Source organism: Rhodothermales bacterium, assembly GCA_040221055.1.
Taxonomy (GTDB): domain Bacteria; phylum Bacteroidota; class Rhodothermia; order Rhodothermales; family UBA10348; genus 1-14-0-65-60-17.
Window position 1 is genome coordinate 84,721 of the sequence record JAVJVN010000015.1, and the last position, 24,587, is coordinate 109,307.

19 protein-coding genes are annotated in these 24,587 nt (G+C 62.7%); 11 read left to right on the top strand and 8 right to left on the bottom strand.

Translation table 11 applies throughout. From position 1 onward, the window contains the following. Positions 1–24: 24 nt before the first annotated feature. Together RIE53_10130 and RIE53_10135 are read right to left on the bottom strand one after the other, a co-directional pair. Positions 25–195 carry a hypothetical protein gene (locus RIE53_10130; GenBank protein MEQ9105046.1) on the bottom strand — a complete coding sequence of 57 codons (171 nt, stop codon included), beginning with the start codon at positions 193–195 and terminating at the stop codon, positions 25–27. 58 nt (positions 196–253) lie between these two features. Beyond that, complete coding sequence (locus RIE53_10135) at positions 254–598, bottom strand: hypothetical protein (protein MEQ9105047.1); 345 nt, start codon at positions 596–598, stop codon at positions 254–256. Between the two features lie 166 nt (positions 599–764). On the opposite strand from RIE53_10135, the gene RIE53_10140 reads away from it, so the two are divergent. Then, complete coding sequence (locus RIE53_10140; GenBank protein ID MEQ9105048.1) at positions 765–1,739, top strand: hypothetical protein; 975 nt, start codon at positions 765–767, stop codon at positions 1,737–1,739. A gap of 79 nt (positions 1,740–1,818) precedes the next feature. Here the strand turns inward: RIE53_10140 and RIE53_10145 are convergent, their stop codons facing one another. Together RIE53_10145 and RIE53_10150 are read right to left on the bottom strand one after the other, a co-directional pair. Beyond that, a complete protein-coding gene (locus tag RIE53_10145; GenBank protein MEQ9105049.1) occupies positions 1,819–3,585 on the bottom strand; it encodes a carbamoyltransferase in 1,767 nt (588 codons plus the stop codon). 10 nt (positions 3,586–3,595) lie between these two features. After that, positions 3,596–6,253, bottom strand: a complete 2,658-nt coding sequence (locus tag RIE53_10150) for a valine--tRNA ligase (GenBank protein ID MEQ9105050.1) — start codon at positions 6,251–6,253, stop codon at positions 3,596–3,598. A 110-nt stretch (positions 6,254–6,363) separates the two neighbouring features. Between RIE53_10150 and RIE53_10155 the strand changes: the two genes are divergently transcribed. The 3 genes from RIE53_10155 to RIE53_10165 are packed head-to-tail and all read left to right on the top strand — an operon-like array spanning position 6,364 to position 9,684. Then, entirely contained in the window at positions 6,364–7,002 is a 639-nt protein-coding gene (locus RIE53_10155) for a deoxynucleoside kinase (protein MEQ9105051.1), read from the top strand. 1 nt (position 7,003) lies between these two features. Then, a complete protein-coding gene (locus RIE53_10160) occupies positions 7,004–8,812 on the top strand; it encodes a hypothetical protein (GenBank protein MEQ9105052.1) in 1,809 nt (602 codons plus the stop codon). Between the two features lie 32 nt (positions 8,813–8,844). Then, complete coding sequence (locus RIE53_10165) at positions 8,845–9,684, top strand: EcsC family protein (GenBank protein ID MEQ9105053.1); 840 nt, start codon at positions 8,845–8,847, stop codon at positions 9,682–9,684. A 9-nt stretch (positions 9,685–9,693) separates the two neighbouring features. On the opposite strand, the gene RIE53_10170 is transcribed toward RIE53_10165, so the two are convergent. From RIE53_10170 to RIE53_10185, 4 genes are all read right to left on the bottom strand, one after another. Beyond that, complete coding sequence (locus RIE53_10170; protein ID MEQ9105054.1) at positions 9,694–9,966, bottom strand: type II toxin-antitoxin system RelE/ParE family toxin; 273 nt, start codon at positions 9,964–9,966, stop codon at positions 9,694–9,696. Continuing rightward, positions 9,963–10,172 (bottom strand): hypothetical protein, encoded by a 210-nt coding sequence (locus RIE53_10175; GenBank protein MEQ9105055.1) that lies wholly within the window; start codon positions 10,170–10,172, stop codon positions 9,963–9,965. The genes RIE53_10170 and RIE53_10175 overlap by 4 nt, the downstream gene beginning before the upstream one ends. A 70-nt stretch (positions 10,173–10,242) precedes the next feature. After that, entirely contained in the window at positions 10,243–11,172 is a 930-nt protein-coding gene (locus RIE53_10180; GenBank protein ID MEQ9105056.1) for a M55 family metallopeptidase, read from the bottom strand. Positions 11,173–11,488: 316 nt separating this feature from the next. Beyond that, the gene (locus RIE53_10185) at positions 11,489–12,457 is read right to left on the bottom strand and encodes an RsmB/NOP family class I SAM-dependent RNA methyltransferase (protein MEQ9105057.1); all 969 of its coding nucleotides are present in this window, start codon (positions 12,455–12,457) and stop codon (positions 11,489–11,491) included. A 121-nt stretch (positions 12,458–12,578) separates the two neighbouring features. Between RIE53_10185 and clpX the strand changes: the two genes are divergently transcribed. The 7 genes from clpX to RIE53_10220 are packed head-to-tail and all read left to right on the top strand — an operon-like array spanning position 12,579 to position 24,574. Further along, positions 12,579–13,853 carry an ATP-dependent Clp protease ATP-binding subunit ClpX gene (gene clpX / locus RIE53_10190; GenBank protein MEQ9105058.1) on the top strand — a complete coding sequence of 425 codons (1,275 nt, stop codon included), beginning with the start codon at positions 12,579–12,581 and terminating at the stop codon, positions 13,851–13,853. A 37-nt stretch (positions 13,854–13,890) separates the two neighbouring features. Continuing rightward, complete coding sequence (locus RIE53_10195; GenBank protein ID MEQ9105059.1) at positions 13,891–14,808, top strand: YihY/virulence factor BrkB family protein; 918 nt, start codon at positions 13,891–13,893, stop codon at positions 14,806–14,808. Next, positions 14,765–16,924, top strand: coding sequence for a BamA/TamA family outer membrane protein (locus RIE53_10200; GenBank protein ID MEQ9105060.1), 2,160 nt, complete (start codon positions 14,765–14,767; stop codon positions 16,922–16,924). The genes RIE53_10195 and RIE53_10200 overlap by 44 nt, the downstream gene beginning before the upstream one ends. After that, positions 16,914–21,986, top strand: a complete 5,073-nt coding sequence (locus RIE53_10205; GenBank protein MEQ9105061.1) for a translocation/assembly module TamB domain-containing protein — start codon at positions 16,914–16,916, stop codon at positions 21,984–21,986. The genes RIE53_10200 and RIE53_10205 overlap by 11 nt, the downstream gene beginning before the upstream one ends. After that, positions 21,976–22,758, top strand: a complete 783-nt coding sequence (locus RIE53_10210; GenBank protein MEQ9105062.1) for an ABC transporter permease — start codon at positions 21,976–21,978, stop codon at positions 22,756–22,758. Before RIE53_10205 ends, RIE53_10210 begins: the two co-directional genes overlap by 11 nt. Then, positions 22,755–23,498, top strand: a complete 744-nt coding sequence (locus RIE53_10215; GenBank protein ID MEQ9105063.1) for an ATP-binding cassette domain-containing protein — start codon at positions 22,755–22,757, stop codon at positions 23,496–23,498. The genes RIE53_10210 and RIE53_10215 overlap by 4 nt, the downstream gene beginning before the upstream one ends. Next, the gene (locus RIE53_10220) at positions 23,495–24,574 is read left to right on the top strand and encodes an MlaD family protein (protein MEQ9105064.1); all 1,080 of its coding nucleotides are present in this window, start codon (positions 23,495–23,497) and stop codon (positions 24,572–24,574) included. Before RIE53_10215 ends, RIE53_10220 begins: the two co-directional genes overlap by 4 nt. The last annotated feature ends 13 nt before the right edge of the window (positions 24,575–24,587 follow it).

A 24,587-nucleotide genomic window follows, 5' to 3' on the forward strand; every position in this document is an offset into this window, starting at 1 on the left:
CTGGTGGATGGTCCCCCCAATGTATCATGTTCTGTCGACGAATTCCACGCGACCGCGCTCAAGGACGGGCTCGTAATAGCCCGCCACCTGCCGGCCCAGGTAATAGATGGCCGCCATGGTGACAATGAAGAGCAACGTCGCGAAGATGGGAATCCGGTAGGACTCCTCCATCCGCTCTTCGGGGGCTATGTGCAAGCGTGGTTCCACTCTTGTACGAACGTTTGAAAACGCGGGATTTGCCATTTTGGCTTTGTTACGGCACCAAAAAAGACCGGATCCGCACCCCGTGCACGTTCAGGTCGGGGTCTACCGCCTCCCGGAACACCCGGAAGGAATCCGCCGGAATGTCGTGCACGACAATGTGCATGCCGTGCGTCCGGATGTTGTCCTCATCGAAAAGCGATACCTGCAGCTGCACAACCGGAAGATGCGTCCCGCTCAGGTTCACCACTTTTCCGGTGATGATGCGCGCATCGCCCGGCAGCCGTTGATACGCCAGGTCATCCACCCGGAGCGCCGGGCCGGACTCGGACTCGCCCCCACAGCCGACCGATGCGCCGAGAAGGCCGAGCAGGCCGAGCAGCAGTAATCTTACCAAGGATCTTCTCACCGTGGACCGACTCAACCAGTAATACCCGTACAAAGTAGAATGAGCGCATTCCGCAGGACGTACGTGCAGTGTGCCGAACGGTTGCCCAGTGGAAGAGTTGCGTCTTGGCCGCCCCCGTGTCTGATGTAACAACAAGACGAGAGAAGAGGCGAACGTGGCATCGGACGAATTCTGGAAAGACGCCATAGAGGCGTATTTCAAGGACTTTATGGAATTATTCTGGCCCGTGGCACACGGGGACATCGATTGGTCGCAGCCCGTAGTATGGCGCGACAAGGAGTTGCAAAAGCTGTTGCCGGACAATGTCAATGGAAAGCGCTTCGTGGACAAGCTTGTTGAGGTCAATTGCACGAAAGGAGATCGCGCCCTCGTACTCGTTCACATTGAAGTCCAGTCTTCAAAAGACGTGACATTTTCCAAGCGAATGTTCACGTACCATTACCGGATTCGGGACCGCTACGACTGCCCGGTATTCAGCTGTGCTGTCCTCGCAGACGGCAATCCCTCTTGGAGGCCGAGTTCTTGGTACGATGAAATCTGGGGCTGCGGCATTCGGATGGAATTCCCAGTGGTCAAGCTCCTCGACTGGCGAGACAGGTGGGATGAATTGTCAGCCAGCAAGAACCCTATGGGAATGTTGATTCAGGCACTTTTGACTGTTCAGGCGACCTCCCGGGATTTGCCCGCCCGAAGCCAATGGAAACTTGCTGCCGTGTTCCAGCTTTATGAAAAAGGGTACGGCCGGGCTGAAGTCCGCCGCCTGTTTCGTTTTATTGATTGGGTCGTCGAACTTCCCGAAGAGCTTTCGCGTCAGTTCGAACAAGCGTTGATTGAAACCGAGAGGACCAGAAAAATGCCATACATTACTACCATTGAGCGCTCTGGCATCCGGAAGGGAAAGGAACTGGGCCTGAAAAAGGGCAAGGAGTTGGGCAGGCTGGAGGTTGCCAAGGAGAGCATTGTGGACGCCCTGGAGGTTCGTTTTGGTTCGGTCACGCCGGAATTGCGGACCCGGATTGGGCAATTGACGGACGTGGAGGCCTGTAAGGCCTTACATAAGCAAGCGATTTCCGCCATGACACTTGGGGAATTTATCCAACTACTCGAGTTCAGCGGAAACACAGACTAAAAGGCTGTTATAGAGGTGGAGGGCCTGCAAGCTGAGAGTGGTTGTGGTAAGGTAGGCTGAGCCTATCCCGTCGTGTCGTTCAGTCCAGCCCGTGGGCGGCGGCGATTTCTTCGGCGGTTTTGATGTCCGCGGCGGCGCCCGGAATGAGGCGTTTTTCGACCAGGATGTTTTCGAGGACGAGGACGTCCATGTGCGTGTCGAGGAAACAGCGAATGGCGTCGGCCGGGGTGCAGACGATGGGTTCGCCGCGCACATTGAAGCTGGTATTCACCAGGACGGGACAGCCGGTTTCGGCTTCGAAGGCCGAAAGGAGCGCGTGGAAACGGGGATCGGAGTCCTTCGACACCGTCTGTACGCGCGCGGATCCGTCCACATGGGTGACGGCGGGAATGTCGGACCGCCGGACCGGGGCCACGAGCAGCATGTAGGGGCTCTCCTCCCCATCCAGACCGAACCAGTCGTCGGCTCGCTCGGCCAGGACGCTCGGGGCGAAGGGCCGGAAGCTCTCCCTGAATTTGATCTTCACGTTGACGCGCCGTTGGGTGTCTTCGCCGCGCGGATCGGCCAGGATGGAACGACCGCCGAGCGCCCTCGGCCCGAACTCCATACGCCCCTGGAACCAGCCCACGACCAACCCCTGGGCCAGGAGTTGTGCGACGCGGGCGTAATCGTCGGGCGAAAGTTCTTCGACGGCTGAGTCCGGAATGGACGCATCGGATAGCGCCTGCCGGATTTCCGGGGCGCTGAACGCGGGGCCCAGCCGCGAGCTTTGCATCGCATCAGGAAACGTGACCGTCCGCTCTTTCCCCATGGCCATATGCCACACTGCCAGCGCCGCGCCGAGCGCCCCGCCGGCATCGCCCGAGGCGGGTTGGAACCAGACCTGCCGGAAGGGTCCTTCCCGCAAGAGCCGCCCGTTGGCCACACAGTTGAGCGCCACGCCGCCCGCCATGCACAGGTTTTCCAGGCCGGTTTCGCGGTGGACGTGCCGGGCCATGGCGAGCACGGCATCTTCCGTGACGACCTGGATGGAGCGTGCCAAATCCTTCTCCCGTTGTGTGAGCAGCGCTTCTGCCTGCCGGCGCGGCCCATCGAACATCTCTTCGAACACCTTCCCGGTCATGGTGAGGCCACGCGAGAAGGTGAACGCATCCATGTGGAGCCGGAAGGAGCCATCGTCGCGCAAATCTATCAACCGATCGCGGATGCGGTCCACATAGCGCGGTTCGCCGTAGGGCGCGAGGCCCATCAATTTGTATTCGCCGGAGTTGACGCGGAAGCCGCAGAAGTAGGTGAATGCACTGTAGAGCAGCCCGAGAGAATGGGGGAAATGTTGCTCGGCGAGAAGCTCTAGCGTGCTGCCCCGACCCACGCCGAACGACGTGGTGGCCCACTCCCCGACCCCGTCTGTCGTGAGGATGGCCGATTCCGCAAATGGCGACGGGAAAAACGCGCTCGCCGCGTGGCTTTCATGGTGCTCCGGGTAGAACAGTTCACCCTCGTAGCCCAATTCCTTCCGGATGAGGTCGGGAATCCAGAGCTTCTGTTTCAGCCAGAGTGGCATGGCTTTCAGGAACGACGGGAAGCCGCTTGGCGCATGGGAAACATAGGTTTCCAGCAAGCGCTCGAATTTCAGGAAGGGCTTGTCGTAGAAGGCCACGGCGTCCAGGTCGGCGACGGAAATGCCCGCTTCCGCGAGACAATACTGGATGGCGTGCCTCGGAAAATCCGGATCGTGCTTGCGCCGCGTGAACCGCTCTTCCTGCGCCGCGGCCACCAATCGGCCGTCCTGGACCAGACACGCCGCCGAGTCATGGTACCAGCACGATATGCCGAGTATGTTCACCTGGAGACCCCTATTCGAGCTCAGAAAGCGAGGCCTGCAACCGGACGATTTCGGCGCGGGCGTCTTCGGCCTTGGTCCGTTCGCGGGCCACGACATCGGCCGGGGCCTTCGACACGAACTGCTCGTTGGACAGCTTGCGCTCGACGCCGTTCATGAACGAGGTCTTCTGGTCGATTTCCTTCTGGAGGCGTTCGCGCTCGACGGCCAGGTCGATCATACCCGCGAGGGGCACGTAGGCCTGGTTGCGGCCCACGACGGCGGATGCCGACGCTTTCGGGCGTTCGACATCGGTGCCGACTTCGAGCGTACCTATCCGCGCCAGGCGCTGGAAATAGGCGGCATGGTCCTGGATGGCATCCACCATGCCGGCTTCCACGGACAACACGGCCGGAATTTCCTGGGACGGCGGCACGTTGTACTGCGCCCGGATATTCCGGATGCCCGAAACCAGGTCCTGGATGGTGGAAAACCGGACCGCCGCGTCGTCATCGACCGAGGTCTTGTCGGCGGTCGGCCACGTACTGGTCATACACAGATCCCCGTCCTCGCGCGGCCGGACGTGCGTCCAGAGTTCTTCGGTGATGAACGGCATGAACGGATGCAGCAGCTGCAGCATGGTCTCGAACAGATCCACCGCCAGCGCAATCCGATCTTCCGGCATGGCTTCGCCCGACTGCGGTTTGATCAGCTCCAGATACCAATCGCAATAATCGCCCCAGAACAGCGTGTAAATCCGGTTCAGGGCCTCGTTCAGCCGGTAGCGCTTCAAGTCCTCGTCCACGCCCTCAATGGTCCGGGCCAGACGCGTGAGCATCCACTTTTCGACCAGTTCCAACTCGTCGAATGAACGCGTGCGGCGGTAGTCCTTGCCCTCCTCCATGAACTGTCCGAACACGTTGAAAGCATTCCAGATCTTGTTCGCGAAGTTGCGGCCCATCTCGAATTTGGTGGGATCCAGCTTGATGTCCTGGCCCTGGGCGCACAGGATGGTCAAACTGAAACGGACGGCATCGGCGCTGTACTGCTCAATCATGTCGAGCGGATCGATCCCGTTACCGAGACTCTTCGACATCCACCGGCCCTGCTTGTCCTTGATCATCCCCGTTATGAAGATGTCCCGGAACGGCACGTCGCCCATGAAGTGCATGCCCGCCATGATCATCCGGGCAATCCAGAAGAACAGGATGTCGTAGCCGGACACGAGCACCGAGCCCGGGTAGAACTTCTTCAGGTCGGGCGTTTCGTTGGGCCAACCGAGGGTCGCAAACGGCCAGAGCCAGGACGAGAACCACGTATCGAGTACGTCCTCATCCTGCACCATGCCCGGCTCGGGCTGGTCGATGGAGACCACGAAGGGCCGCGATTCATCGACTTCACCGTCAGCGTCGGTGTAGTACCACACCGGAATCCGATGGCCCCACCACAACTGGCGGGAAATGGTCCAATCCCGGATGTTTTCGAGCCAGCGGAAATACTCGTTTTCCCAGCGCTTCGGATGGAACACAATCCGCCCGTCGCGGACGGCCTCGATGGCCGGCTTGGCCAGCGGCTCCATTTTGACGAACCACTGCCGCGAAATAAGCGGCTCGATGATGGCTTTCGACCGACTGGATACCGGCACGGTGGCCTTGTACTCCTCCACTTTTTCCAGCACGCCGGCCGCCTCGAGGTCCTGGACCATGCGTTCGCGCGCATCGAAACGGTCCATGCCTTCATAGATCCCGGCGTGATCGTTCATGCGACCATCCGGACCGATGACGCCAATGACCTCCAGGCCGTGCCGCTGCCCGATTTCAAAGTCGTTCTTGTCATGTCCGGGCGTGATCTTCAGAGCACCGGCCCCGAAATCACTCTTCACGTACTCATCTGCAATGATGGGGATGGTGCGATCCGTGAGCGGCAAGCGCACGTGCTTGCCGACCAGCGCGGCGTATCGGTCGTCCTCGGGGTGGACCGCGATGGCCGTGTCGCCGAGCATGGTTTCCGGACGCGTGGTGGCCACCGTGATGGAGCCTGGCGCATCAACCAGATCATACCGGACATACCACAGATGCCCGTTGCGCTCCACGTTGTCGACTTCCTCGTCGGACAGCGCCGTCATGTCGACCGGACACCAGTTTATAAGATACTCGCCGCGGTAAATGAGGCCCTGCTCGTACAGGCGCACGAACACATCCTGCACGGCGCGCGAAAAGCCGTCGTCCATCGTGAAGCGTTCCTTGGACCAGTCGCATGAATCGCCCAAGCGGCGCTTCTGGTCCAGGATGATGCCTCCGTATTCTTCCTTCCACTCCCAGACCTTGTCGATGAATGCATCGCGGCCCAGGTCGTGGCGGTTCTTGCCCTCGTCCTTCTTGAGGGTCTTTTCGACCACATTCTGGGTGGCGATGCCTGCGTGGTCAATGCCGGGGACCCACAGCGCTTCAAAGCCCTGCATCCGGCGGATGCGCGTCAGGGCATCCTGAACGGTGTCCTGGAGGGCGTGGCCCATGTGCAGGCGACCCGTCACGTTCGGCGGCGGCATGACGATGACATGCGGCGGCTTGGCCGAGTCGGCGTTCGTACGGAAGAGGTCGTTCTCCTCCCAGTAGCGGTACCACTTCTGCTCGATGGCAGCCGGGTCATACGCGCCCCGGTTGGCGCTCACGGACGAGGAGGTGTCGGACATGGTCGGTCGGGCGATGGATGATAGTCGCAAACCTTCAAGATACGGCGATCCGCCCGAACCCGACGTAAATTGGCGTTGAATCCGGTAGGGCCGGGGCGTTACCTTGGAGTATGACGAAAATCGGGAAGAAGTACGTGGCGATTGCCGGCAATATCGGGGCGGGAAAGAGCTCCCTGACGCGCGTATTGTCCGATTACTTCAAGTGGGAGGCGTATTTCGAGCGGGTGGACGACAATCCGTACCTGACGGACTTCTACGATGACATGCTCCGCTGGTCGTTCAACCTCCAGGTGTTTTTCCTGTCGAGCCGGTTCGAACACCAGCAGAAGATCGAGCAGGCGCCGCACAGCGTGGTCCAGGACCGGTCCATCTATGAGGATGCGGAGATCTTTGCCCGCAACCTCTACGAGATGGGTCTCATGCCGGCGCGCGATTACGAGAATTACGTGGCGCTGTTCAAGATCATGACGTCCTACTTGAAGCCGCCGGATTTGCTCGTGTATCTGAAGGCATCGGTCCCGACGCTCGTGGACCACATCCAGTCGCGCGGCAGGGAGTTTGAATCGACCATCCGGATAGAGTATCTGCAGCGCCTGAATACGCACTACGAGGATTGGGTCACGCGCTACGACCTCGGGCCCAAGATCATCATTGACGTGGATGAACTGGACTTCGTGAACGTCAAGGAAGACCAACAGGAAATCATTGGTCGGATTGAGTCTCGGCTCTTCGGCCTGTTCCCGGAATAGCATGTCCGGCAACGCGTTTCGGTCTGCCGGCTGGATTCTGGCGGTGGCTTTCGCCGGTGTCGTTTTGGTGGGTTCATTGGGTACGGCCCTCTCCGTCGCGCAGACGGCTGATCGGTTAACCGCCCACCCAAAGCAAGGTCTTGTTCGCATTTTCGATTCGCCGGTGCCCGCGGGCGCGTTCGGCTATACCTTCGGGGCCGCAGGCTGGCCCGATGCGTGGTCCCTTTTCGGTGTGGATCCGCACGAACACCGCATTGGCGTCCGGACTGTGCCGTGGGACAGCCCCATCAGCGGGCGCCCGCTGCACGAGATGCTTCCGTCGTTGCTCGGCGGTGAGGATTATTTCGCGGCCGAGCCCCTCACCGTCCTCCGCTATGAATCCGCAGGCGATGGGCTGCAGGCGGCCCGCGTGGTACACGTGCAGAACCGTCAGCCGGGCTTTCTCCAAACGTCAGACAGCAGTGGTACCCGATTGCAGACGCTGTTCGGATACGCCGGGGCGGGCGCAACGGGCGAGTATGACGGCAGCGCGCTACGCAGGATGCGACAGATCACCGGTATTGTCGCGCTTTCCGGCACGTGGGGGCGCGTGCGCCTTTCCGATACGAACACACGGCACCGGGTGGGCGCGCATGGGGGGGTTGAGCCCTTTACCTCGGAATACGAGTCGATCTATCAGCGGCTCGGCGCCCGCGTCCGGAATGACGGCGATGAGCGGCAGGTGCTGCGAAACGATCTGGTGCTGGACGGGCAGACGGTTGTGGGCGGTCGGGACGTGGATTTGACGATCTACCGGACCTGGCACACGCTGACCTTCATGTCCACGACCGCGCCCATGCGCTGGCGGACCGCCCGAACCGGGTTTGCGGCGCGCGCGGAACTGGGGCGGCTGGGACTTGGCCGCACCGGGTCGGATGGTGGTGCCGCACTCTCCTTCGGAGCAGAGGCCCGCGCGCGCCGCACGGACGGCGCCGATTTCGTCGATCTGCGCTCCGTGTTGCACTGGGCCTCCCCGGACAGCACATCTTTTCGCGCCACGCTGAAGCCCGGCGCCGTGCAATCCGGCGGCGACTGGTTCGGCGCGGTGGACGCCACGGCGGAATGGGCCGGGCAGCAGATTTCGGCGTCGTGGGAGCCGCTCGAGGAATCCATATTGGATCGCACGGATTTTGCGGGCGCGGTGCCGCAGGTATGGCATGTGCATGGCCGCGTCGCCGCGGCGTTCGGACCGGTGTCTGTGGCGGCCGCACCCTGGTGGCGACACTGGAATGCCCTGCGGGTGCGGCAAGGCGGCGGCACCTCGTACCAGGCGTACGCCCTGGGTGCGGCCGCCTCGCGTTACGGCGTATCGGTCGAACTGGACGTGGAAGCCGGACCCGTCTATCTGCACGTGAACCCGGTCCTCGCCCGCGCGAAGGCCGACGCCGCGCATCCTTCAGCCCGTGCATGGGAAGATGCCCTGCCGGAATCGTGGCTCACCACCCGCCTGGGCACGCGGCAACTGCTGTTTTCCGGAGACCTGGATCTGGACGCTTCCATCCGCGTGCGCGCCTGGCCCACCTTCACCGGCCGGACACTCCACACGCCGACCGGCCTGCTGGTGCTGCGCGACCCCGCCGACCGTCAGCCCGCCGGCTCCGGCACGATTGACCTGGTGTTTGAAGGAGGCATCCGCGGCGCCACCGTATCGTTGGCGTACGAAAACCTGCTGAGCGGCACGAACGTGCTCATGGGCAACCTGATCGTGCCCGACTATCCGCTGCCGCAGCAACGCATCCGCTTCGGCGTGCGCTGGCCCATCATGAATTGAAACCAACGGGGCGCCCAACGTATATGGGATCCATGCCTCCAATTCATGACATGTCGCCCTACGAGAAGTCCGCCCTGGAGGCCATCCAGGCGTGGCGGAATCCGCCGTCGTCCTGGTGGAGCGATGCGACGAATCAGGCGCAGGTCGCCTGGAATGACGTCACGGATTTGGTGCACAAGATTCCGGGCGTCGACTGGACCATGGAAAACGTGGTCAGCGGCCTGCTGGAACTGGTCAATGAAATCACCCAGGACTCGGTCTGGACCGATGCCGTGCTGAAAGACTTCCGGTCGCGCGGCACGCACGTAGAGACATTGGACGACATCCGTTCGCTCGACCTGGAGCAGGTGGACGCGGCCCTGCGCGGGCTGGACACGAAGTACGTCAGCCTGGCGACCGCCGAGGGCGCCGCCACCGGGCTCGCGGGCGCCGCTGGCATTGTCCCGGACATCGTCGCGCTCGTTTCCATAAACCTGCGCGCGGCCGGCGAGATTGCCACGTATTGCGGGTTCGACATGCTGGATGCCGAGGAACGTGTGAAGGCGCTGCGGGTGCTCGACGAAGTGGCCAAACCGGGAAACAATCGGAAGAATGTCACGCTCTCCCCTGCAATCCGCACCGCGTCGCGGGTGGCACGGCAGCAGGGCACGCAGATCCTGGAACAGATCGGCGCCGGTAACGCCGTCGAGAGCCTGCTCCGACGCCTGGGCGTGAACCTGACCGAGAAAAAACTTGCCCAGATGGTACCCGTCACTGGCGCATTCCTGGGCGGCGGCCTGAACTACCTGTACACGACCTCCGTCTGCCAGACCGCCACGAACCTCTACCGCGAGCGGTTCCTGTTCGAGAAGTACGGCGCCCAGCAGGGTTGAGAAGCAGGCTTACGGGAAGTAGCGATAGACCTCCCGCCGATGGAGGCAACGAGTAAAGACGACTACATCCCCGACGAGTTCAATGCCGACCCGGTAATCCCCAACACGAATCCTACAATAGTCGCCGGATCCCCCTGTCAATCTTTTCAAGCCCGGTACATTATCCAGACTGTTGGCCTCCTCAACTACAAGTATCGCTGATCGGATTCGACCGAGAGTCTGACGATCATTTCTCAGTTTCTTGAGGTCGCGTTCAAAGCTCTTCCGAAAACGGGTATTCACTCACGTTCCTCAAGCACGTCCATGATTCGCTTACGACTTACGGATGAGGAATCACGACCCTCCTCGATGGCCTCGACCATTGCGAAGTCTTCAATGACTTCGGCAACGACATCTCGAAACAACTCGCGCTGTTCGGTGAGGGACTCTTGAAGAGCCTCTTTCATCGCTTGCTTCAACGTATCGATTGAAATGCTCGCGTCAGCCATTGGTTCGTACCAATAAAATTGAGGATTGCGAACTGTTACGCTGTCGTAATCCCGTGGTTCGAAATGAGCGCTACCAACTGATGTACTTGTACATGAGTCGGATGAGCCGGTAGGCCTCGTCCATGGTGCGCGCGGTGTATTCGACGGTATAGCCGTCCACACGACGCATGTTCGGTATGGCCTGGAGGATTTCGGCCCGGGTGGTGGTGGCGAATTTCATGCGTACGGTGACCGGCTGCTGCACATCCAACACGCGGGCGGAGGGCAGATCCTGGAGCGCCGCCTGCGTGGCATCGGCCAGGCGCTGGCGGACGACATCCGGGTGGATGAGCCGGGCGACCTGGTAACCCTCCGCATGCTTGGTGACCACGGTCCGCGTCGGCACGAGGGCGCCGAATTGTTCGGCGAATGTCGCATCCCCACTGGCCACGATGACGGGCACGCCGTGCGATGCGGCAAAAAACGCGTTCATCCCGCCCTCGCCGACTTCCGTACCGTTCACCCACAGGCCCTTCACGCTGCCCGAGCCGGTGTGCGCCAGGAATCCGCCCTCGGTGCCCGCCCGGCTGTGGTATCCAATGAAGATGGCCGCGTCAAACGATGCGTCGAGTCCCTGTACCATTCCCAGCGGCTTCGTGTTGCCCTGGATGTAGGAGACCCGCGGGTCAAGCTCCGTATGGAGCAGGTTCTGCATGTCACCGTGCGAATCGTTGATCAGGATTTCCGCCGGGCCGTGCGCGAAAACAGCCGCGACCACCGCATTGACCTCTTCGGTCATGAGCCGCCGGCCGGTCGCGTAGTCCTTCCCGGACGAACTCGTCATCTGGTTCGTCCCGATCCCCCCAATCCCCTCCATGTCCACCGAGATGAACACCTTGAGGGGGGCGGCCTGGTTCTGCGTCGGGTTCTGCGTCGGGTTCTGCGCAACCGCTTCCGCCCCCAGCGCCGAAAACCCAATCAAAACGGCTGAAACTGAGAGGAAGCGCAAAAGATGAGGCATGTCGCTGGCTGGAGTTGTGGCGTGTGTTTCTACTCGAATATATATCCCCGACACTTTCAACCGGTGTTTTGCAACGTTATTGACCGGTCGTTTGCAATTTTTCGATCGGCGTTCGTTCGTACACAGGAAGGCTCAGCCTACAAAAAAGGAAGGGGGGCTTTTTGCGGTGTCGCCGGATGAGGTGTAGAAACAGGATCATCCTGTCAAACCGCGAGGATCATCCTGTTTTTTGAAGTCGCGAAGACGTCATGTTTCAAGTACCCCCTCCGGAGTTTGCAGGCTGAGCCTGCCTCCACACGCGCCGCCAACCCCGGCGTCAGTCCCCTCGGCGCAGGCGGCACACGAAGAAGCCTTCCATCCGCTCGGAGGGGAGGATGCGCAGGCAGCCCGCCATGCCGGCGTCGAAATCGGTGTTCTTCCAGGACGTGAGGGCAGGGATGCGCTCCGGCATATCGACGGGCCATTCAATGGGCTCGATCGTGACCTGGCCTTCGAACGCGTCGAGTTGACTCTGGACGACGGCCTCATTCTCTTCCGGTGAAATGGCACAGGTGGAGTAGACGACAATCCCTCCCGGCCGGACGGCGCGCAGCGCGGAGTACAGGAGCCTGCGCTGCTTGCGCACCATTTCCTTGACCTTTCGCGGCGACCACCAGGCCATGGTGTCGGGGTCGTCCACCTGGAAGCGGCCCTCGCTGGAACAGGGCGCATCGATCAGCACCCGGTCAAAGTGGTCGGGCCGGTAGCGCCATACCTTGGTGCCGTCCTGGAGGAAGATCTTGACGTGGCCGGCGCCGTGCATCGTCAGATTGTCCTTCAGTTTGTACATCCGCTTCTTGACGACTTCGACAGCCGCGATGTGCGCGCCCGGGACACGCGCTGCCAGTTGGAGCGTCTTGCTGCCGGGCGCCGCTGCCAGGTCCAAAAACCGCTCGCCCGGCTGCGGATCCAGGATTGGAACAGGAAGCTGGCTGGACAGGCTCTGCACGTACAGCCGGCCCTCGCGCGCAGCCGCCGACTCCAGAAGCGCCTGGCGATCTTCGGCCGACACCCACGCCGCCTGGTCGTCCCACGGGGCGCGATGGAACCGCAGCCCCCCGTCCGCCAGTTCACTCCACAGGTCGGCGTCCGGCAAAACGCCGGGCTCGGCTGCAGCTCCGGAAAGGAGCGGATTCGGCCGGAATGCGGTCACGCGAGGGCTCTGGATGCCGCCCAGCAGGCGCTCCATGTCCGGTTCGGACAGGAAGGTCCGACAGCGATCCAGGAAGACAGACGGTATATTCATGCCTGAATATCGGAAGCGGAGGAATACCGGTTAAAGGATTGGGCGATAAGAGCGATATATGTACCATGTGCGGGTCGGCAGCGAGGCGGGTCCGTGATCAAATCCACGACCAGAACTGATCATGAGTCATAAAGAAGATGTAATCCGGTGTTCATTTTGCGGCCGCACGGCCCACGAGGTCACCAGCATGGTCGCCGGACCGGAAGTCTACATCTGCGACCGGTGCATTACCGATGCCGCCGGAATCGTCGGCCACGACACGCTCCCAAAAGCCGCCATCCCGAAGCCGCCCGCCCGCGCCCAGCGCCGGAACGAAGCCGGTCGGCGGATGTCGCCCATCGAAATCAAGTCGTCCCTGGACGAATATGTAGTCGGGCAGGACCGGGCCAAGAAGGCCCTCTCTGTCGCCGTCTACAACCACTACAAGCGGATTGACGCCAAGGAGCACTATGGCGAGTTCGCCGATGTCGAGCTGGAGAAATCCAACATCATGCTCATTGGCCCGACGGGAACGGGCAAGACCCTCCTGGCACGGACCCTGGCCCGTGTGCTGGACGTGCCCTTCTCCATTTCCGATGCCACCGCGCTGACGGAAGCCGGATACGTGGGTGAGGATGTGGAAAGCATTTTGGCGCATCTGCTGCACGCCGCGGACTTCAACGTGGAGCGCGCCGAGCGCGGCATCATCTACATCGATGAAGTCGACAAGGTGGCGCGCAAGGCCGACAACGCATCCATTACCCGGGACGTGTCGGGCGAAGGCGTCCAACAGGCCCTGCTCAAGATCCTGGAAGGCACCGTCGCCGGCGTGCCCCCGAAAGGCGGCCGCAAGCATCCCGAACAGAATCTCATCAACATCGACACGTCGAACATCCTGTTCATCGTGGGCGGAGCATTTGACGGTCTCGGCGAAATCATTTCCCGGCGCATATCGACCAACCCCATCGGGTTCTCGGCCGGCGTCGGCAAGCGGATTGACAAATCCGACCCGGCCATCTTCCAGTATGTGGAGCCGGATGACCTGCTGCGTTTCGGACTGATTCCTGAACTCGTGGGACGACTGCCGGTGATTTCCGCGCTCAACGCGCTCTCGGAAGATGCCATGCGCAACATCCTCCTGGAACCCCGGAACGCCCTCCTGAAGCAGTACCAGAAATTGTTCGCCATGGACGGCATGAACCTGCTGTTCGAGGACTCGGCCATCGACGCCATCGTCGAAAAGGCCAAGAAACTGGGTACCGGTGCCCGCGGATTGCGCGCGGTCCTTGAGGACACCATGCTGGACCTGATGTTCGATGTCCACACGAAGTCGGACGTAGCTGCCGTGCGGATTACCCGTGAAACCGTGGAAAACCGGGCGGAACCGCTCCTGGAACCCCGAAAAGCAACGGCTTGACCTCCCGTAATGTGCGTTCCAGTTGGTATGTTGCGGCATGCCGGCATTCAATCCAGAAGACCTCCTTGATGTAGCGAAGTACTACGCATCGGGCGTGTACCGGGAACTGCGCGAAAAGCCGGTCTTCCTGTGGGCACAGGCCATCGGCTACAAGGTCCTCATTACGATAGCCCCCCTCCTGCTCCTGGCGACGGGCATTGTGGGGCAGATCCTGCGCAACGATCGCCCATTCAGTTTCGTGGAATCGGCCATCCGGAGCGTCTTCCCCGCGTATCAGTCGGAAGAGCTCATCAGCTTCCTGAGCCAGTTGCAGAACGTGTCGGGCCGCCTCACGCTGGTGGGTCTCATTGGCCTGCTCCTGGCCGCCGTCACGCTCTTCACGACGTTGCGGATTGCCCTGTCGGGCGTATTCCAGGAAGACTGGCACGGAACGCGCTCCCTGTTCCGGGGCTACGCCTTCGACCTGCGGATGGCACTGCAGGTCGGCCTACTGTTCACGGCATCCATCGGCCTGACCGTGGTGGCGCAGACCATCAACACCAACCTGTTCTGGGGGCTTACCGAACTCGGGTTTGAGACCCAGTGGTTGCAGTCGGGCTGGCTGACGGTCCTGAACGTATTCGGCCTGCTGCTGCCGTGGCTTATAAGCATTGCCATGTTCTTCCTGCTCATCTACATGACGCCGGTGCCCCGGCCTCCGTTGCGCAGCGCATTCCTGGGAGCCACCGTGGCTTCTCTGCTCTGGGAACTGGCCAAATTCGGTTTTTCAGCCTATGCCAAGTCCATGGGCAGCTTCGAAACCTCGGGGTTGGCGGCTCTGGGGGATACCTTCGTCCTCGTGGTCATCCTTGTGTTCTGGGCGTATTTCTCCGGGCTCATCATGATCATCGGGGCCATCATGTGCATGCTGCATGAACGCCGACGACGATTCCTGGCGCTTGAACCGGATGAATAGGATGCGATTCGTATTGGGATGCGTCATGGTTCTGCTGGTCGCCCCCATGCGCGGGGTCCAGGCACAGGATGCGCTCGCGCTGAGCAACGGGGCGACGCAGGTCTCGGACATTGCCTTCAAATTCACGACCACCCAGACGTTCGATGCGGAACGCCTGCGGCTGCAGATGGCGACCCAGGGACCATCCTTCCTGGACCACCTGAAGGATGCCGTCCCGTTGTTGTCCGGTCGCAATTATCCGTTCGATCCGGTCGAGTTGCAGCGGGACGTGGTCCGGCTGCGCCAGTTCTATGCCAGGAATGGTTTCCCTGACGCATCCGTGGATTATCCCGCGTCCCAGTTCAATGCGTCGTCCAACCGGATCCGGATCATCTTCACCATCGATGAGGGCACGCCGGTCACCATCCGTACGCTGGACTTCTCGTTGAATACCCCCCTTTCCGCAGATCTGACCGAACGGTGGGAGGAGCTGAAAGAACGGTTGTCCGCCGCCGAGGGGCGTCGTTTCACCGACTTCGAGCGGCTTTCCATTGAAAACCAGATCCTGAGTCTGCTCCAGAATCGCGGCTTCGCGTTTGCATCCGTGGATGGAGACGTTTCGGTGGATGAGCAGGCCTTTTCGGCCGACCTGGCCTTCGAGGTGTCTCCGGGGCCGTATGGGACCTTCGGCGAAATCCTGGTTGAGGGGAACGAGAGCGTCTCGCGGCAGACGGTCCTGCGCGAATTGACGTTCAAGGTGGGCGATGAATTCTCGCGTCAACGCCTCATTACCGGGCAACAGCAGATTTTCGGGTTGAACCTGTTCCGGCTGGCCCTCGCCGAGGTCCCCGAGCAGGAGCCCGACTCCCTTGTCACCGTCCGGTACCGGTTGCGCGAGTCCAAGTTGCGCTACATTTCGGCGCAGACGGGTTTTGCGCGGGAGTCCGGTCTGTCCGTTGAAACGGAATTCCGGCACCGGAATTTCCTGGGCGATGCACGGCAGTTCAGCGCGGGTGCATCCTCCCGGACCGGCCTGCTGGCCGCCACCGGTACGGGGCGCAAGCCGGTCCGATCCGTGACCACGAACCTGTCCCTCCGGCAGCCGTGGCTGGGCTGGACCCGGCTTTCCGGCGGACTGTCCCCGTTTTTCTCCTGGCTGGATGAGCCGAACCAGGACACCCGGTTCTACGAATTCGGATTGACGTCCTCGCTCGTCCTCGAAATCCTGCCCTTCCGGAATCTGACCGCGCAACACACGTTCAGCCGGGCGGTCCCGTTGACCTCGACCGGGCTGGGTGACCGGTTCGGAGTCTACAATCGCAGCATCCTGTCGACCGGGATGGGATTCGGATGGCTGAATGACTTCCTGGTACCGCGCCGAGGCTGGTTCGTACGCCCGGCATTGGAACTGGGCGGTCTGCTCGGGGGCTCGGCGGTACAGTATGCCAAGGCGTCGGTGGACGCCACGGCCTACGTCCCCATCACACGGCGCACGTCCGTCATCCTGTCCCTCACCACGGGTTGGCTGGCGCCGTTCAAGGACTCGAAGGATCAGCTTGACCCCCAGAATGAGTTCCGGTTCGATGCCATCCGGTTCTACGCCGGAGGCGCGAGCGATGTACGCGGTTGGGCCCTGAACGCCCTCGGGCCCCAGGTGGCCGTGGCCGATACGGTCACGGTGGATGCGGACGGAACCCCGCACGCCGAAAACGCCCGGTTCGAGGCCATCGGTGGCCGCGCCAAGGTCAGTTTCCGGTCCGAATTGCGGTTCCCCGTGCCCGGGTTGGGCGACTCGTGGCGGGCCGCGGTCTTCCTGGACGGGGGCGCCGTCTCGTCCGAACGGGTGCTGGACGCAGGGGGGGCGCAGGTGTTCTCCACAGATGGGGTCGCTGAATTCCGGGACCGGCGATTCGTGTCGGGCGGGGATTTCAGGTTCGGAGCGGGTACCGGCATCCGGTACCGCACGCCGGTCGGGATGCTCCGCCTGGACCTGGCCTACAAGTTGAACCCGGCCGATGCGGACCTGCGCCGACCCGAGGACATCGTGCTGCATGAGCAGGGATTCCGTAGCGATCCGCCCTCGGACCGCTTCCTTCGCCGATTGAACGTCCACGTGAGTATTGATCGTGCCTTCTGAGCAGCCCACATATCGCACGGAAGAGGCGCCAGGGGCGGGCTCGGGAGGGCGCGTGGCCCTGCGTGTCCTTCTGGTGCTTCTGTTGACGATCGTCGCGGTGGTCGGAGTCCTGCATGTTTCCCCGGTCCAACGCGCCGTGTTGCAGGGCACGCTCGCGCGTGTGCTGCCCCCGGATTTGCAGGTGACGCTCGGCGGCAGTTCGGGATCGCCGCTCCGGGGCCTCACACTGACGGATGTGCGGGCGTCGACGCCCGGTGACTCCACCTGGCTGGCCGTCGATACACTCCGCGTCGAGTACGACCTGTTGTCCGTGTTCGGTGTGTTGCACGTCAGGAAAATCGAGGCGGGTGACCTCTCGTTCCAGCTCGGCCGTCGGGCCGACAGCAGTCTGGTCCTGCCCACCTTTCCTGAGAGCGATACGACCACGTTCCCGTTCAATCTGGAGCGGGTCGAGGTCCAGCGGATTTCGGGCTCGGTTGTGCAGGCGGACGACGTATTGTGGACATTGGATGATGGCCATCTGGACCTGCCGGTGTTGGCCCGTGACTCCGGGGGATTCGCGGTCACGCTCCGCGCACTCGATCTGGCCTTCACCTATCCCGGGGTGACCGATGCGGGGTATGTGGCTGCCCGGGCGGAACTCGGCCGTGACGGGGCGTTCTCGGCGGCCCTGCGCGGCAGTGCGCCCGGCAGCATCCTGGACCTGGATATATCGGGACGGCTGCCGGATTCCAGCGGGCTGGCATTGGATCTGGACGTCGCGGGACATGTCGGCTTTGCCGACCTGCAGCCTTTCGTGGCCACCCTGCGTGACGATGGCCGACTGGACGTGGAAGCGGATGCCCACGTGGGCGCGGACTCCCTCCGTGCGCGGGTGGTGCTCGACACCGGGGCCGGTGGCCGGGTTGAGGTCCGCATGGATGGGTCTGCCTCCGCCTCGGGTCCGGCGCAGGTCCTTCCACGGAACGTGAACATACTCGTTGAGCTGGAGGATTTCCGCCCGGATGCGTTGGGCTCTGATTTCCCGGAACAGACGCTCCTGAACGCACGCGCCGACGCCGCGTTGGCGCTCGGCGATACGTGGGAGGAGACCATGGGGCGCGTGGACGTGACCTTGGGGCCGGGCTCCCTGCTGGGGCGCCGGGTCGGCGCGGGTTCGGCGTTCGCCGAACGCGCCGACTCCACGATTTCGTGGAGCGGCACGGTACGTGCCGCCGGCGCCCTCCTCCGCACCGATGGGGCCTGGCAGATGGGCGAGGACCGCCTGCGCGGTACGGTCCACGTGGAAGACCTTACGCCGGAGGGCCTGGACCTCTCGTCGCCCGTCCCGTTCACCGGGGGCCTGAGCGCGACGTTCCGCGGCACCGAATCGCTTTCCAACTGGACCGCGACGGTGGAGTTGCTCGACATGACGGTCGGCGGCTGCCCGGTCACGAGCCGGAATCTCCGTATGCGGCTCCAGATGCCCGCGCCGAGCACCTCCAGCACAACAACACATATTGAGGGTGGTCTCGACGCCTGCGCGCAGACGCTGGCCGACCTCGACATCCATGCTTCGAACACCCGTGTCCAGGGGCGCGTCCGTACCGGCCGCGCCCCCCTCCACGAACTGCTGACCCTGGCCGATTCCACGTACCTTCCCGGAGAGATCACGTTCGATCTGACCCCGGATGGCCCCGTGCGCGCCGACGGTCGGTTCACCGATGTCCAGGGCGGAGGTGCCGTACTCGATTCCCTGACTTTCCAGGCCACGGGAACGCTGGACGCACTCTCGATAGAGGCCGAAGCCGACCGACTGGACGGCACCGCTCGCACGCGCCTCCAGTGGCGATCCTTGGACAACAGGGTCAATTTGACCGCGCTCGAATTCCAGGCGTTGGATGTGGCTTCGGTACTTCGCATGCCGGATCAGTCCATCATCCTTTCCGGGACGGGCAGCGGCGTGATGACCGGCTCGAACGGACGCCTGGAATTGATGCTCGGCGGGTCGCACCTGAATGACGTGGCGTTTTCCGTTCTCGATCTGGACATTCGCATGGCCGCCGACTCCATGACGGCCGATATCCGTGCCCGTGGGGACAGTGCACACACCGGTACGACGGCCGACCTGACGGCGGGCTGGTATCCCTCGCAGGACAGTCTGATTACTGCGTCGGGCATCTTCGGTGGCCTGGATGTGGGTGCCATCCTCGCCCTGGAAGGCCAATCCAGCGACCTCGGGGGCGATCTGGACGTACGCGGTCGTCTGCAGAACGGCGTCCCTGAACTGGACGGACACGTGTCCCTCGCGGCCGGATCGCGCCTGAACGCCTTTCGTGTCACCACCGCCGAGCTGAACCTCCGCCTGGAGGACGGCGCATCGTCCGGAAAACTGGTATTGGAAGACACGAATGGCGGCATCACCGGCAGTTTCGGGCTGAACGAGGGTCGGATGTACGCCAATATGCGGGCGCACCATCTGGATATTGCAGCGCTGTTGGACCCGCGCGCGTCGTCTTCCACACTGTCCGCTACCGTCGAAGCGAATATCCAACTCGCGGAAGGCACCTGGACGGACATCGTGGCGACCGGAGACTCCCTGCGCGGGTCGTGGGACGCGTTCCGCGTCGACGACGGTGCCTTCGGAGTCCACCTGGACCGGACGTCCGTCCGCGTGGACTCCCTGCGCCTTTCAGGCACGGATCTCCAACTGGACGGCCGCGGATCGTTTGCGCAGGAGTCCAGCGACTTCACGCTCCGTGCCGACGTCCCGGCGGCGATCATGCAGCTTCCGGGGCTGAAAGAAACCGGTCTCGCATTCGTTACCCTGGGGGCTACCGTCCGGGTGAACGGGCCACTGGCGCAGCGCCGGGTCGTGGCCGATCTGACGGCGGGTGGCCTCAGGAACGAATCGTTCTACGCCAGCGAGATTACCGGGCGCTTCCTGGCCGAGTTCGGAGACTCCGGCGCCCCGGATCCCGACCCACCTGTGCCCGATAGCCCCGTGGACTTGCGCCCCGTCTTCCCCGCACTGCTTCCCTCCTTCGCCGAGCTGACGGTGGAATCGTCCGTCCTGGACGTCCCGGCCCTGTCCATGCAGTCCGCAACGGTCCGCGTGGCGTGGGACGGCCTGGATGTTTCGGGCGATGCCGAAATCCAACTGGCAGAGAACAAGCACATCGGCGTATCGGCCATCGTGACCCCGGACGACGAACCGATGGTCATCACCATCGACCGGTTCGATGCCCGCCTGAACGGCGACACGTGGGCACTCTCAGCTCCTGCCCGCCTCACGCTGGGCGACACCCCTTCCCTGTCTGCACTGCGTCTCACCTCAGGCGACCAGGTCATCAGTGCCACCAGCCTCCTGCAGGGTTCGGAGCAGCGGCATTTCGTCACCGTCAATCAGGTCCAGCTGGCACCGCTGGCCTCCTTGCTGGATTTCCCGGGCCTGGGCGGAACGACGTCCGGTGAATTCAGCCTCTCGATGGCCGGCGACAGCCTGTCGGTACAGGGCACGCTTACCTCGGATTTGACTGCCTTCGGAGAGCCCGCAGGACAATCCACGGCCCGGCTCACGCTCCTGAACGGGGACGTGGTGCTGGATGCGCGGCTGACGCATCCCCAGGGTGGCGAACTGACGGCGGCCGGGCGCCTGCCGCTGGGCAGCCCCGAGGGCACAGTGGACTTCCAGGTCGGTGCCGACGCGTATCCCATCGGGTGGACCCGCGTGTTCATTGACCCCCTTCTGGTGGACGACCTGCGTGGAGCCCTCTCCGGAAATGTCCGGGTGACGGGGACCGGCAACGCTCCCGCCTGGCAGGGCACCCTGCAGCTGCGCGACGGCCGGATCGGCCTTCCCGAACTGGGTAAGCGGCGCGGCCTTCGCTATGACGGCCTGGAGGCCGACCTGTCCTTCCGGGCGGATTCCATCCTGGTGGACCGCATGGTGGCGCAGTCCGGAAACGGGCGCGTGGAAGCTTCCGGGGGCATTGCCATGACCGACCTGCAACTCGGCAGCGTGGATATTGCCTTCAGCGCCAACGACTTCCTGGCTGTGGACAATGCCAACTACCGGACGGTCATTTCGGGCAGCGGGCAACTCACCGGGAGCACCGACCGTCCCCGACTCCAGGGAGACATTGAAGTGGTCAGTGCCGATTTCTACCTGACCGACGAGACCACGGCTGGTGCATATGAAGCTGTCACATTGAGCGACGCCGACCTGTTGACGCTACGGGAACGGTTCGGCATGCGCATAAGTGCCGAGGACACCACGGCTTTCGACTTCTATCGGGTCCTGGCCATCGAGGACCTGACCATCCGGATGCAGCGGGATACCTGGGTCCGCTCGAAATCCAACCCGGAAATGGACATCCAGATCAGCGGCCGCCTGGACGTGGACAAGGCCCGCAACGCCGATCCGGATGTGTTCGGCAATATCGAAGTACTGCCTGAGCGCAGCCGCATCCAGCAATTCGGCCGCCGATTCGACATTGAACGGGGTACGCTCACGTTCAACGGGCCCATAGGGGCGCCCATCATGGACCTCCAGGCGTCCTATGACGTGCCGTCCCGTACGGCCGGCGGCTCGGAAGTCGTCATCCGGCTGAACGTATCCGGCTCTCCCGACGACCTGGAGGTCACCTTCGATTCCGACCCCGCCATGGAGTTGGCGGACATCGTATCGTACATTGCCACGGGCCGCCCGGCCAGCAGTTCGTTCCAGTTGGGATCGCAGACCGACAATTACCTGCAGTCGGCAGCCGGTCTTGCCATGGGTCCACTTACCGACCTTGTGGAAAACATGGCGGGTGCCGGACTCGGCCTGGATGTCATCGAGATTGCCCATACCGGCACCCAGGGATTGACCCTGACCGCCGGCAAGTACGTATCCCCCCGGTTGTACGTGTCCGTTTCCCAACCCATAGCCCTCTCCAGCAGCTCGGAATCCTCCACTACCGGAGGGGAGAACGAGACGCAGGTGGCCGTGGAATACGAAATCATCCAGCAACTCCTGATCACGCTCATCAACCGGGGCACCATCCTCCGCGTCAACCTGAGGTGGGAATATGCGTTTTGAGAAGGACGGACTGACGGAATTCCTGACCCAGGTGGCCGAATTCGGCCGATTCACCGGGATGTTTTTCCGGCGGGTCTGGCGGCGGCCGTTCGAGGGGCGCGAACTCCTCCGGCAGATGGACGATGTCGGATCCAAGAGCTTTCTGCTGACCGGCGTCACCGGCCTGGCCATCGGTATCGTGCTGGCCATGCAGAGCCGCGGTACGCTGGTCCGCTTTGGTGCCGAAGCGGTCCTCCCCAGCATGCTGGCGCTGTCGGTCATCAAGGAGATCGGTCCGGTCATCACGGCACTGGTCCTGGCAGGACGACTGGGCGCCGGCATGGGGGCCGAAATCGGCAGCATGCGGGTCACCGAACAGATCGATGCCCTCGAAGTGGCGGCCCTCAAGCCGTACCATTACCTGGTCATCACCCGCGTCCTGGCGTGCGTCATCATGTTTCCCATCCTGACCCTGTGGACCGACAGCCTGGCGTTGTTCGGGGGATACATCGAATCGCAGATTGCCTCGAGCATGGACTACCGCATATTCCTGTCCACGGCGTTCGAGTCGGTCCGCTTCAGTGACCTGGTCATCGACACCGGCAAGACGTCGGTGTTCGGCTTCATCGTGGGCATTGTCTCCTGCTGGCTCGGCTTCAATGTCCGGGGCGGAACGAGGGAAGTGGGCCGCGCGGCCATGCAGGCCGTGGTGGTATCGTCCCTGCTCATCCTGTTGGCCGACGTGGTCATTGTGCGCTTCTCCCTCCTCCTTTTCGGGGATGTGTCGTCATGAAAGAGATCCGACTGGAACATATCCGGAAGACGTTCGGCACCCTCGAGGTGCTCAAGGACGTATCGCTGACGGTGCCAGCCGGCTCGTCGGGCGTTGTCATGGGAGGATCCGGCTCCGGCAAGAGCGTGCTCATCAAACACATCGTTGGGCTGCTCAAGCCGGATGAAGGAGCCGTCTATGTGGACGGCGAACGCGTGGACGACCTGGACGGCGACGCCCTGGACCGGGTCCGCCTCGATACCGGCTACCTGTTCCAGAGCGGCGCCATGTTCGATTCCATGACGGTGTTCGAGAACATGCGTTTCTTTCTGAGTCGCCACCGGGACATGACCGAGGCCGAGGAGCGGGACCGAGTGGAAGAACTCCTGACATGGGTCGAGCTCCCCGAGAAGATGAACGCCCTGCCGGCCGAACTCTCCGGGGGCCAGCGCAAGCGGGTGGCCCTTGCCCGAGCCCTGGTCCTGGACCCGAGCCTCATGCTCTACGATGAACCCACTACGGGACTGGATCCCATCTCGGTCCGCACCGTTTCAGAACTCATTGTGCGGCTTCAGGAAGAGCGGAATATCACCTCGATCTCCATTACGCACGATCTGTTGTGCGCGGAAATCGTGGCGGACCAGGTGCACTTCCTGGACGGGGGCGAAATCGTCGCCGAAGGGACCCTGGATGATGTTCGCCGGTCCGACCACCCGTTCGTTTCGCAATTTTTTGCTTCCTCGACACCACCATCCCCATGAACCGGAACGTACGACTCGGGCTGCTCATCACCGGCGGGCTCATCCTGCTGGTCCTCGGCCTGTTCGCCATCGGCAACCAGACCTTCCTGTTCAGCAATGTGACGGAAGTCCGGTCCCAGTTTTCCTCCGTGGCCGGTCTCCAGGCAGGCGGCAAGGTCCAGTACCAGGGCGTCAGCGTGGGCCGCGTGGAATCGGTCACCCTGCCGAACGAGCCGGGGCAGAAGATTGACGTAACCATGTCCATCGCGCAGCGGGCCAGCCACCTCATCCGCAAGAATACGCAGGCTCAGATCAAGAGCGATGGCCTGGTCGGCGAGCAGATCATAGTGCTCGTCAACCCCGACGAGCCCGGCGAACCGATTGAGAACGATGACATCCTGCCGGGCGTCGATCCGTTCGACCTGTTCGAAATCACCGACCGCGCCCTGGCCTCCGTCCAGGATTTCGAGCGGGCCGCCAACGTGTTCGAGGCCATCCTGCTGGACGTGCAGGCCGGCGAGGGCACCCTCGGACGCATCATCTACGATCCGGCGCTTTACAACTCGTTCCTGGCCACGACCGACGAAACCCGGCGTGTCATGAACTCCCTGGCCACATCGGCCGAAGCCAACGCGGATATCCTGGTGGATGTGGCCGTGCGGGCCACCGAGGGCATAGAGTCCATCCTCCAGAAGATCGATTCGGGCGATGGGACGCTTGCCCTGCTGTTGAACGATCCGCAATTGTACAATGAACTCCTTGCCACGGCCGATACGCTCCGCACGATTTCCGCGGACCTGCAGGCCGTCTCCCAGGGCGCCGAGAACGCCATGACGTGGGGCACGCTGGGTGCTTTCCGATTCGCCGAGCTCATGGAGGCCGCCAAGCACAACTGGCTCTTCAAGCGCTACTTCGAGGAGCGCGGCAGCATGGAGCTCGCCCCCTTCGAACTCCGCGAGCGGGCCATTTCCCAGAGCCTCGGCGACATCAGCACCCGCGAGCGCGAACTCCTGGAATGGGAAATGCGCCTCCAGGCCCTGGAGGCCGAGCTTGAAGCCCGGCGCGACTCGACCGGAACGCCGGAACCGCGACAATGAACGGGCCTGCAGA

Excerpts from the sequence above, each read along its gene's own strand:
- RIE53_10150 (MEQ9105050.1), bottom strand. The coding sequence starts at position 6,253 with ATGTCCGACACCTCCTCGTCCGTGAGCGCCAACCGGGGCGCGTATGAC.
- RIE53_10155 (MEQ9105051.1), top strand. The coding sequence starts at position 6,364 with ATGACGAAAATCGGGAAGAAGTACGTGGCGATTGCCGGCAATATCGGG.
- RIE53_10160 (MEQ9105052.1), top strand. The coding sequence starts at position 7,004 with ATGTCCGGCAACGCGTTTCGGTCTGCCGGCTGGATTCTGGCGGTGGCT.
- RIE53_10165 (MEQ9105053.1), top strand. The coding sequence starts at position 8,845 with ATGCCTCCAATTCATGACATGTCGCCCTACGAGAAGTCCGCCCTGGAG.
- RIE53_10175 (MEQ9105055.1), bottom strand. The coding sequence starts at position 10,172 with ATGGCTGACGCGAGCATTTCAATCGATACGTTGAAGCAAGCGATGAAA.
- RIE53_10180 (MEQ9105056.1), bottom strand. The coding sequence starts at position 11,172 with ATGCCTCATCTTTTGCGCTTCCTCTCAGTTTCAGCCGTTTTGATTGGG.
- RIE53_10185 (MEQ9105057.1), bottom strand. The coding sequence starts at position 12,457 with ATGAATATACCGTCTGTCTTCCTGGATCGCTGTCGGACCTTCCTGTCC.
- clpX (MEQ9105058.1), top strand. The coding sequence starts at position 12,579 with ATGAGTCATAAAGAAGATGTAATCCGGTGTTCATTTTGCGGCCGCACG.
- RIE53_10195 (MEQ9105059.1), top strand. The coding sequence starts at position 13,891 with ATGCCGGCATTCAATCCAGAAGACCTCCTTGATGTAGCGAAGTACTAC.
- RIE53_10200 (MEQ9105060.1), top strand. The coding sequence starts at position 14,765 with ATGAACGCCGACGACGATTCCTGGCGCTTGAACCGGATGAATAGGATG.
- RIE53_10210 (MEQ9105062.1), top strand. The coding sequence starts at position 21,976 with ATGCGTTTTGAGAAGGACGGACTGACGGAATTCCTGACCCAGGTGGCC.
- RIE53_10215 (MEQ9105063.1), top strand. The coding sequence starts at position 22,755 with ATGAAAGAGATCCGACTGGAACATATCCGGAAGACGTTCGGCACCCTC.
- RIE53_10220 (MEQ9105064.1), top strand. The coding sequence starts at position 23,495 with ATGAACCGGAACGTACGACTCGGGCTGCTCATCACCGGCGGGCTCATC.